Annotated in this window: 8 protein-coding genes; 5 read left to right on the forward strand and 3 right to left on the reverse strand. The window is 51.9% G+C overall.

The window, feature by feature from the left end:
* Positions 1-98: 98 nt before the first annotated feature.
* From infB to rimP, 3 genes are read right to left on the reverse strand one after another with little or no spacing between them, the layout of a single operon-like run.
* Complete coding sequence (gene infB / locus AC5M9B_RS03095) at positions 99-3005, reverse strand: translation initiation factor IF-2 (RefSeq protein WP_487648239.1); 2907 nt, start codon at positions 3003-3005, stop codon at positions 99-101.
* An 11-nt stretch (positions 3006-3016) separates the two neighbouring features.
* Positions 3017-4519, reverse strand: coding sequence for a transcription termination factor NusA (gene nusA / locus AC5M9B_RS03100; RefSeq protein WP_045072451.1), 1503 nt, complete (start codon positions 4517-4519; stop codon positions 3017-3019).
* A gap of 25 nt (positions 4520-4544) precedes the next feature.
* The gene (gene rimP, locus AC5M9B_RS03105; protein WP_003741871.1) at positions 4545-4976 is read right to left on the reverse strand and encodes a ribosome maturation factor RimP; all 432 of its coding nucleotides are present in this window, start codon (positions 4974-4976) and stop codon (positions 4545-4547) included.
* A gap of 353 nt (positions 4977-5329) precedes the next feature.
* Between rimP and serC the strand changes: the two genes are divergently transcribed.
* The 5 genes from serC to AC5M9B_RS03130 all read left to right on the forward strand — a co-directional run bounded on the left by serC (position 5330) and on the right by AC5M9B_RS03130 (position 10789).
* Positions 5330-6436: a phosphoserine transaminase gene (serC, locus tag AC5M9B_RS03110; RefSeq protein ID WP_487648240.1), complete on the forward strand. Its 1107-nt coding sequence runs from the start codon at positions 5330-5332 to the stop codon at positions 6434-6436.
* A gap of 230 nt (positions 6437-6666) precedes the next feature.
* Positions 6667-7224 (forward strand): nitroreductase family protein, encoded by a 558-nt coding sequence (locus AC5M9B_RS03115; protein WP_016688021.1) that lies wholly within the window; start codon positions 6667-6669, stop codon positions 7222-7224.
* 160 nt (positions 7225-7384) lie between these two features.
* Complete coding sequence (locus tag AC5M9B_RS03120; RefSeq protein ID WP_487648241.1) at positions 7385-8161, forward strand: DeoR/GlpR family DNA-binding transcription regulator; 777 nt, start codon at positions 7385-7387, stop codon at positions 8159-8161.
* A 109-nt stretch (positions 8162-8270) separates the two neighbouring features.
* Positions 8271-9959, forward strand: coding sequence for a glutamine--tRNA ligase/YqeY domain fusion protein (locus tag AC5M9B_RS03125; protein WP_070655122.1), 1689 nt, complete (start codon positions 8271-8273; stop codon positions 9957-9959).
* Between the two features lie 74 nt (positions 9960-10033).
* A complete protein-coding gene (locus AC5M9B_RS03130; protein ID WP_070321059.1) occupies positions 10034-10789 on the forward strand; it encodes a BPSS1780 family membrane protein in 756 nt (251 codons plus the stop codon).
* Positions 10790-10888: the final 99 nt, after the last annotated feature.

A 10888-nucleotide genomic window follows, 5' to 3' on the forward strand; every position in this document is an offset into this window, starting at 1 on the left:
AAAGGTGCTCATGAGAAATCCCCTAAATGTCTTGGTGGGAATTTAGGGGATTTTGGGGAATTTTGCAAAGGTCTCGGCCTTTTATTTACAACTGGAAATTACAGCGAACGGGCAACTTCGACAATGTCGAAGCATTCTAATTGGTCGCCTTCCATAATTTCGTTGTAGCCTTTGATCATCAAGCCGCACTCGAAGCCCATGCGGACTTCTTTGACGTCGTCTTTGTAGCGTTTCAAAGAAGACAGTTCGCCGGTATGGATGACCACGTTGTTGCGGATAAGGCGGATATGCGAATCGCGTTTGACTACGCCGTCGGTAACCATACAGCCTGCGATGTTGCCGACTTTGGATACGCTGATGACCTGACGGATTTCAACCATACCGGTAATCTGCTCTTTCTCTTCCGGCGCCAACATGCCGCTCATGGCTGCTTTGACGTCGTCGATGGCATCGTAAATGATGTTGTAGTAGCGGATTTCCACGTTTTCATTTTCGGCAAGTTTGCGCGAAGACGCATCTGCACGCACGTTAAAGCCGATGATGAACGCGCCTGAAGCGATGGCAAGGTTGACGTCCGATTCGGTAATACCGCCGACGCCGCTGTGCAACACGTTCACTTTCACTTCGTCGGTGGACAGTTTTTTCAGGCTGCCCGCCAAAGCTTCGTAAGAACCTTGTACGTCTGCTTTGATGATGACCGACAAGGATTGGGCTTGGTTTTCGCCCATGTTGTTGAACATATTTTCCAGCTTCGCCGCCTGTTGTTTGGCAAGGCGGACGTCACGGTATTTGCCTTGACGGAAGAGCGCGATTTCACGGGCTTTTTTCTCATCCGCCAACACCATTGCGTCTTCGCCGGCATTCGGTACGTCGGACAAGCCGAGGATTTCGACCGGAATAGACGGGCCGGCTTCGTTGACGGCTTTACCGTTTTCATCAACCATCGCACGGATTTTACCGAACGCGGTACCTGCAAGCAGCATATCACCTTTTTTCAGCGTACCGCTTTGCACCAAAAGGGTGGCGACCGCGCCGCGTCCTTTGTCCAGACGGGCTTCGACGATGATACCTTTGGCAGGCGCATCGACAGGGGCAGTCAGTTCCAATACCTCGGCTTCGAGCAATACGGCTTCGAGCAATGCGTCGATATTGATGCCTTTTTTGGCGGATACGTCGATAAATTGCACATCGCCACCCCATTCGTCAGGCACGACTTCGTGTGCAGTCAACTCTTGGCGGATACGCTCGGGATTGGCGGCTTCTTTATCGATCTTGTTGACGGCAACCACCATAGGCACGCCCGCTGCTTTAGCGTGGGCAATGGCTTCAATGGTTTGCGGCATCACGCCGTCGTCGGCTGCGACCACGAGAATCACGATGTCGGTTGCTTTCGCACCGCGCGCACGCATGGCGGTAAACGCTTCGTGACCCGGAGTATCCAAGAAAGTAATCACACCGCGCGGGGTTTCAACGTGATATGCACCGATGTGCTGGGTAATACCGCCCGCTTCGCCTTGTACCACTTTGGCGCGGCGGATGTAGTCCAGCAGCGAGGTTTTACCGTGGTCAACGTGACCCATGACGGTAACCACCGGCGGACGCGGCAATGCTTCGGCTTCGGCAGCTTCTACGCCTTCATCCAAGAATGCCTCAGGATCGTCAGCGGCGGCAGGTTTGCCGATATGACCGAGTTCTTCCACCACAATCAGGGCAGTGTCTTGGTCGATAGATTGGTTGATGGTGACCATCATGCCCATTTTCATCAGGGCTTTGACCACTTCCACGCCTTTGACTGCCATTTTGTGCGCCAAATCGGCAACGGTAATGGTTTCGGGAACCAAGACTTCGTGAACGACAGGTTCGGTCGGCGCTTGGAAGGCGTGTTGGTTAGGCTCGAGTTTGAGTTTCTTACCTTTTTTACCGCCGCGTACGCGCTCGTCGTCGCCGTTGCGGGCGTTGCGGTCGCGTCCGCCTTTTCCGCCTTTGCCTTTGGCATTGCGGCCTTGACTGTCATCGTCGCGATTGTGGCGGTCTTCTTTTTTCGCACGCGCAGGGTTGGTGGCTTTGTTGTCGGCAGGCGCTGCCTTGGCTTTTTCAGCAGGTTTGCGTTGTTCACCGGCTTTGGCTTCGGCTGCGGGCTTGGTTTGCTGATCCGCCTGTTGTTTCATGGCTTCACGACGCGCCTGACGCTCTTGTTTTTCTTTCAACAAGGCTTCTTGATGGGCGCGCAAAGCGGCGGCACGGCGCGCTTCTTCATCGCGTTGCGCTTGCTCTTCCGCGCTGACCACAGGTTGCGGAGCGGCTGGAGCAGTGGGTTTTGCCGCTTTTTTCGCGTCTTTGCCTTTATTACCTTTGTCTTGTTTAGGCTTGGCTTTGCCTTCGGCAGGTTTTTCAGACGACCTTTGGGCAGGTTTTTCTTCAGACTGAACTGCTTGTGCAGCAGATTCTGCCGGTTTGTCGTCGGCTTTGCTTTCAGCTGCTTGCGCTTCGGCAGGTTTTTCAGCCGCTTCAACAGGTTTCGCTTCTTCCGCTTTGGCTTTCGGCTCGGCTTTGGCCGCTTTGGCAGCTTTCAGTTTCGCAGCTTCGGCTTCGGCTTTCGCACGCGCTTCGGCACGGGCGGCGGCCTCAGCTTCGGCTTTCGCCTGTTCTGCGGCTTGGTCTTTCGCTTCAACCTGCTCGGCTTTTTGCGCTTCAGCTACTGCTTTGGCTTTAGCTTCGGCGGCAAGCTCTTCCGGCGAAGGAATCGTTACGGAACGGCCGCGTTTGCGTTCGACTTTGACGCCGCTGACAGTGCTGACTTCGGTTTTTTTGCGGCGGATACTGATGGTTCCGCCGTCATTGCCGTTTTTCTTTTTCAGATAGGCGTTCAGCAGTTGCTTGTCTTCCAGCGTCAGGGAATCGCTGCCGCTGCTTTTATTGACGCCGGCTTCTTTCAGTTGTTTCAGCAAATCATCGACGGGGCGTTTCAGTTCGGCGGCAAATTGTTCTACGGTTGTGTTACTCATCTGTACCCCCATTAGTTCTCTTCGGTAAACCAGTGTTCGCGGGCAGCAAGAATCACTTTTTTCGCCGCTTCTTCATCTACACCGGTTATTTCAATCAGTTCGTCAACGGCAAGTTCCGCCAAATCGTCGCGGGTGGTTACGCCGGCTTCCGCCAGTTTGCGGAGCATATCGGAATCTACGCCGTCCAGATTGCGCATGTCGTCTGAAACTTCTTCCAGTTTCTCTTCGGACGCAATCGCCATAGTCAGAATCGCATCACGCGCGCGGTTGCGCAGGGTTTCGACGATTTCTTCGTCAAAACCTTCGATGGCAAGCAGTTCGGCAGCCGGAACGTAAGCAACTTCTTCCAGCGTGGCAAAACCTTCTTCCACCAAAATATCGGCGGTTTCGTCGTCGATGTTCAGATGCGCGGTAAAGAGGTCGCGGATGGCTGCGTCTTCGGCAGCAGTGCGTTCGTCCGCTTCTTCGACAGTCATGATGTTCAACTGCCAACCTGTCAAATCAGATGCCAAGCGCACGTTTTGACCGCCGCGACCAATAGCAAGAGCAAGCTGGTCTTCGGCAACGATCACGTCAACCGCATGTTTGTCATCGTCAATCACGATACGGCTGACTTCGGCAGGAGACAGTGCGTTCATCACGAACTCGGCAGTTTCAGACGACCACAGCACCACATCAATGCGCTCGCCTGCCAATTCGTTGCTGACGGCGTTCACACGGGAGCCGCGCACGCCGATACAGGTACCTTGCGGATCGATACGTTGGTCGTTGGCTTTAACCGCCACTTTCGCACGTTGGCCCGGGTCGCGTGCCACTTCGCGGATTTCCAACAAGCCGTCTGCAATTTCAGGTACTTCCATTTCGTACAGCTTCGCAAGGAAATCGCCCGAAGTACGACTGAGGATAACTTGTTTGCGGCCGGTGTTGCCTATTTCGTCCACACGCAAAAACAGCGCGCGGATACGGTCGCCGCCGCGGAAGTTTTCGCGCGGAATCATTTGTTCGCGCGGAATCAGCGCGTCCAGCTTGCCCGGAACGACTTCGACGATGATGCCGTGGCGCTCTACGCGTTTTACCGTACCGGAAACGATGTCTTCTTTAACAGCCAAGAACTCGTTCAGATTTTGCTCGCGCTCGGCATCGCGGATGCGTTGCAGGATGATTTGTTTGGCAGTTTGCGCGGCTTGGCGGCCAAAGCCTTCGTTCGGCAGCGTTTCTTCGTAGTAGTCGCCGATTTGAATGTCGGTACCCGGAATTTCTTCTTGGATTTCTTCGATGGTTTTTTCCAGGTCGGGATAGGTGTAATCCTCGTCGGCAACAATCAGCCAGCGACGGTAAGTATGATATTCGCCAGTATCGCGGTCGATTTCGACGCGCACGTCCATGTGCTCGCGGTCGGCTTTTTTCTTGGCTGCGGTAGAAAGGGCAAATTCCAATGCTTGGAACACCACTTCCGCTTCAACGTTTTTCTCGCTTGCCAACGCTTCGGCAAGTTGCAACATTTCGCGACTCATTTTTTAGAATCTCCAATATCAAGTTTTAAAATTTAAATTCGGGGCGCAGGCGGGCTTTATCGATATTATCTAAGCCGATTTGCGCGGTTTTGCCGTCGAAAGAGAGCGTTACGGTATCGTTTTCACAACCCTCGATGCGGCCGATAAAATTCTTTTGTCCGTCAACCGGCAGGCGGGTTTTGATTTTTGCCTGCTGTCCTGCAAAGCGCACGAAATCGGCGGCTTTTTTCAGCGGGCGGTCAAGGCCGGGGCTGGAAATTTCCAGATTTTTATAATCGATGTCTTCCACCATGAACACGCGGCTCAAATGATTGCTGACGGTCGCGCAATCTTCGACGGTAATCCCGCCTTCTTTATCGATGAACACGCGCAGCGTGCCTTGCGCAGTCAGCTCGAAATCGACCAGTTCGTAGCCCAAACCCGGCAGGGTTTTTTCGAGAATTGTTTGAATATCCATGAATCTCCCAGAGTACATAAACAAAAAAATGGCCCCGTGGCCATTTTTCGTCAAAATTGAAAAATTGGCTTATTATAACCGCTTTCCACTCAAAAGAAAAGCGTTGATTTATCGCGGCTTTTTCAGACGACCTCATATAATGAATATGTCGGATTGCATAAAGTGAAACTTAAAAATTGTTGACAAAAACGGGCGTCTGAAAAATAACTATTCAAACTTACCCCTTGATAATCATCATATTATTCTCAACAATTCTTTTTCAGACGACCCCATTTTCCTTCCGTACAGCTTGCACGAAGCACGCCGTCATTCTAAAATCCAAAGCTGTTATCATCGAAACAAAAGGCCTCGCCATGTCCGCCCGCCCCATCTACAACTTTTCCGCAGGTCCCGCCGTCCTGCCTGAAGCCGTATTGCGTACCGCGCAGCAGGAAATGCTCGACTACAACGGCACAGGCTTCCCCGTCATGGCGATGAGCCACCGCTCGGAAATGTTCCTCAGCATCCTCCATCACGCCGAACAAGACCTGCGCACGCTGCTGAACATTCCTTCCAACTACAAAATCCTGTTCTTGCAAGGCGGCGCGACCACGCAATTCAACATGGTTGCGATGAACTTGGTGCATGGCTTTCCGTCTGCCGATGCAGTGGTAACGGGCAACTGGAGCCGCATCGCCTACGAACAAATGAGCCGCCTGACCGATACCGAAATCCGACTCGCGGCACACGGCGGCGAACAATTCGACTACACCGCCCTACCGCCCGTCGAAACTTGGGACATAGACAAAAACTCCGCCTTCGTCCACTTCGCCATCAACGAAACCGTCAACGGTCTGCAATACCAAACCGTTCCCAAACTTTCAGACGACCTGCCGCCGCTCGTTTGCGATATGTCCAGCGAAATCCTCTCGCGCGAATTTGACGTTTCCGACTACGGGCTGATTTACGCGGGCGCACAAAAAAACATTGGCCCCGCCGGCGCAACCGTCGTCATCATCCGAGAAGACCTGCTCGACCGCTGCCCCGACAGCATTCCCGACGTTTTCAACTACCGTTCCCACATCAACCGCGACGGCATGTACAACACCCCGTCCACCTACGCCATTTATATGTCGGGTTTAGTGTTCCGCTGGCTGCTGACACAAGGCGGCGTGAAAAAAATCGAAGCCGTCAACAACATCAAAGCACAAACGCTTTATGATGCCATCGACAACAGCGGCGGCTTCTACGTCAACCGAATCCGCCCCGATGCCCGCTCGAAAATGAACGTCGTTTTCCAAACCACCTCAGCCGAACTCGACCGCCGCTTCGTCCTCGAAGCCGAACTGCAGGGTCTGTGCCTGCTCAAAGGCTATAAAACTGTCGGCGGTATGCGCGCCAGCATCTACAACGCCATGCCGCTCGAAGGCGTACAGGCATTAGTGGACTTTATGAGCGATTTCCAACGGCGTTACGGCTAAGGATTTTATTTCTATATATAAAGATCGTCTGAAAATTTGCCGCGCTTGTTTTCAGACGACCTTTATATTGGAGGCGGCAGATTAACGGCTTCTATTTATGTAGAGTAAATTTATGTAATGATGTTGGCACCTGTCGCATTACTCTGCCTTTCAGCCGCATTTTCAAACATGGTGTTTCAACTCGCTTTGTGCTATAAAAACCGCTGTTTTAACTGATTCGAAAGAAAAAAATGGACGCTTTACACCTTCTCACCACACGTCGTTCATCTAAAAAACTGACTGCTCCCGCGCCGAACGCAGAGCAACTGGAAGCAATGCTGCAAGCTGCTACGCAGGTTCCCGATCACGGCAATATGCGTCCGTTCCGCTTCACCGTCATTCAAAGCGCGGAAGGATTGCAACGTTTCCGCGAAATTTTGTGCCAGACCGTTACCGAGTTGAATTTTGGCGACGATGTTATGAGAAAGGCCGAGCGGGTGGGCAATATGGCTCCGATGGTTATCGGCGTAACTTTTGCGCCTAATCGCGAAGTGGCGAAGCCCAAACCCGAATGGGAACAGATGTTGAGCGCGGGCTGTGCCGCCTACGGGTTGCAGCTTGCCGCTTCCGCGCAGGGCTTCGACAATGTGTGGATTACGGGAATGTGGGTCAACAGCCCGCTCTTGCGCGAAGCATTCGGCTGTTCGGATAAAGATAAAATCATCGGGCTGATGATGATCGGCTCTCCTGTGGAAGAGGGGGGCGGTGCGAAAAATACCGATTTGGAACAATTCGTAACGACTTGGTAAACGGTTTGCAATATAAACAGGTCGTCTGAAAACCGGATTCAGGTTTTCAGACGACCTTTGGTTTTGGTAAAAGCCGAATCGACGGCTGCCTTTTCCGACTTCGGGCAAAAGGCGTACAATCCGAATTCAAACGAACCGGAACGAATGGAAACGAATCCAGATGAAACCGAAAATACAGAGACACGAACATATCCTCACGCTCGTGCGCGAGCAACATTTCATGACGGTCGAGCAGCTTGCGGAAGCCTTGGACGTTACCCCGCAGACCATACGCCGCGACATACAGGAGTTGAGCGAAAGCGGTCAGTTGAAGCGTTACCACGGCGGGGCGTCGGTCGGCGATATTTCCGGCAGCGCGGCGCAGGGCAAGCGAAACCACTGTCAAAATGAAAAAAACGCCATCGCCCGCCTGATTGCCGCCAACATTCCCGACAATTCGTCACTGTTTATCAGCATAGGCACGACGATGGAAGCCGTTGCCGCCGAGTTGGTCAAGCAGCGCAAAAACCTGCGGATTATCACCAACAATATTTACGTTGCCTCCATCACGTCCGCACGCACCGACTACACCGTCATCATCACGTCCGGCGTCGTGCGCCCTTTGGACGGCGGGATTACGGGCGTGGCGACGGTTGATTTTATCAATCAGTTTAAAGTCGATTATGCCGTCATGAGTACGCACGGCGTGGAAAGCGACGGCTCGCTGTTGGACTACGACTATAAAGAAGTCAGCGTCATGCAGGCGATGATGACTAACGCGCGGGTCAGGTATTTGGGCGTGGACCACAGCAAATTCAACAGCAACGCTTTGGTCAGGCTGGGCGACATCGGCTCGTTTGACAAAGTATTTACCGACCGCATACCTGAAGCCGCCATGCAGAAGGTTTTGGGCGATGCGGGCGTAGAATGGCTGGTTGCCGAGCCTGTGCCGCTTTGAGTGCGCCACTATAACGATAGAGTCAAGTCGGGTACAATAAAGCCCTTTTCAGACGACCTTTTATAGATACGTCGTCTGAAATCCAATCCCTTCCCAATAAAGAACCATTATGCTCAATAAAGACCAATTCGCGGACAACCATTTCATCCGCACCATCATTGAAGAAGACCTTAAAAGCGGCAAACACGAAGCCATCCAAACCCGCTTCCCGCCAGAACCCAACGGCTACCTGCACATCGGCCACGCCAAATCCATCTGCCTGAACTTCGGTTTGGCGTATATTTACGACGGCTTGTGCAACCTGCGTTTCGACGATACCAACCCCGAAAAAGAAAACGACGAATACGTCAACGCCATCAAAGAAGACGTCGAGTGGCTCGGTTTCCATTGGGCGGGCGAGCCGCGTTTCGCTTCCAACTATTTCGACCAGCTTTACGACTACGCCGTCGGTTTAATCAAAGACGGCAAAGCGTATGTCGATGATTTGACGCCCGAAGAAATGCGCGAATACCGCGGCACGCTGACCGAAGCGGGCAAAAACAGCCCTTACCGCGACCGCAGCGTCGAAGAAAACCTCGACCTGTTCACACGCATGAAAAACGGCGAATTCCCCGACGGCAGCAAAACCCTGCGCCTGAAAATCGACATGGCTTCGGGCAACATCAATATGCGCGACCCCGTCATCTACCGCATCCGCCGCGCCCATCACCACAACACCGGCGACAAATGGTGCATCTACCCGATGTACGACTACACGCATTGCATTTCCGATGCCATCGAAGGCATCACGCATTCCTTGTGTACGCTCGAATTTGAAGCCCACCGCCCGCTGTACGACTGGGTGTTGGACAACATCCCCGCGCCGCACGCCACCCGTCCTCGCCAATACGAGTTTTCCCGTTTGGAGCTTCTGTATTCCATCACGTCCAAACGCAAGCTGAACCAACTGGTTTCAGAAGGCCATGTTTCCGGCTGGGACGATCCGCGTATGCCGACGATTTCCGGTATGCGCCGCCGCGGCTACACGCCCGAAGGCCTGCGCCTGTTTGCCAAACGCGCCGGTATTTCCAAATCTGAAAACATCGTCGATATGAGCGTGTTGGAAGGTGCGATTCGTGAAGAGCTGGAAAACTCTGCCCCGCGCCTGATGGCGGTCTTGAACCCGCTCAAAGTGACCCTGACCAACTTTGAAGCCGGCAAAACCCAAAGCCGCCGCGCCGCGTTCCACCCCAATCACGAAGAAATGGGCGAGCGCGAAATTCCCGTGTCCCAAACCATTTACATCGAAGCGGACGACTTTGCCGAAAATCCGCCCCAAGGCTTCAAACGCCTGACACTCGGCGGCGAAGTGCGCCTGCGTCATGGCTATGTGATTAAGTGCGACGAAGTCGTGAAAGACGCGGCGGGCAATGTGGTTGAACTCAAATGCAGCATCGACCATGACACCTTGGGCAAAAATCCCGAAGGCAGAAAAGTCAAAGGCGTGATTCACTGGGTTTCCGCCGAACATGCCGCCGAAATCAAAGTCCGCCTGTACGACCGCCTCTTTACCGTCGAGCGTCCCGATGCCGTGCGCGGCGAAGACGGCGAATACCTGCCGTTTACCGATTTCCTCAACCCCGAGTCCGTCAAAGAAATCACCGCCTATGCCGAACCCGCAGCCAAAAACCTGCCCGCCGAAAGCCGTTGGCAGTTCGAGCGTATCGGCTATTTCGTCACCGACCGCAAAGACCACAGCAAAGACACGCCGGTGTTTAACCGCACGGTAACGCTGAAAGATTCTTGGCAGGCAAAATAATTGGTAAGAAGGCAGTCAGTATGCACTGGCTGCCTTTATTGTGTTTAAATTTTTGATTTTATAATAGGAATTTTATGGAAAACCAAATACCCACTTCACAGGAAGTTCGATATCACGAACCCAAACGCCTTCCTGCTTCTGCAGGCATCAAGTGGATTACCGACGCTTTCGGTATTTTCAAACTTCATCCGTGGAAATGGATAGGCGTATTATTGGCCTATATGATCGTAGGCTTTGTGGTTTCTATTATTGACTTACTAGGAATTAATGCGCTTTCTAGTTTAAAAGGTATTGTATTCAGCTGGGTGGGTTCATGCTTAGTAGGCGGAGCTATGTATGTTGCTAACAATATCAATAATGGAAAAGCATTTGATGTGAAAGATTTTTTTATTGTTTTTTTAGATAAAAAAATGAGTTTTTTCATTTTATTGTTACTTCAGGTGCTGTTCAGTATAGCTGTTAGTTTGCTTATCATTCCGCTATATTTTGCAGGTCATTGGGCAATGATGATAGGTGTTGTATTGATTGTTATTGTCCTTTTGTCTATATTTTTATTAACCCCCGCTTTGATTGTTTTAGATGGTCTGAAGCCATGGGAGGCTATTAAAGCTAATGTTAAAGCGGCTATGTGTAATATTCCTGCAATATTAGTTTATGTTGTAGGTGTGGCTCTCTATTCTTTTATGTGGGGCGTATTAGGCAGCATGTTAGGCCAGTGGATTATCATGATCATACTTTTACTATTCCTACCTGTCAGCGCAGTTTTACTGCTGTCCCCTTATATTGCTTACCGCAGTATTTACCCTAATGGTCGTATTGTAAAATCCTAAGTGGATAAAGGCCGTCTGAAACATTTGAACTGCACCCCAAAAGTTGGACATCCCCTCCAACTCACAAGGTGCAGTTTTTTTATGAGCAAATATACATTA

Source organism: Neisseria flava (assembly GCF_982712965.1).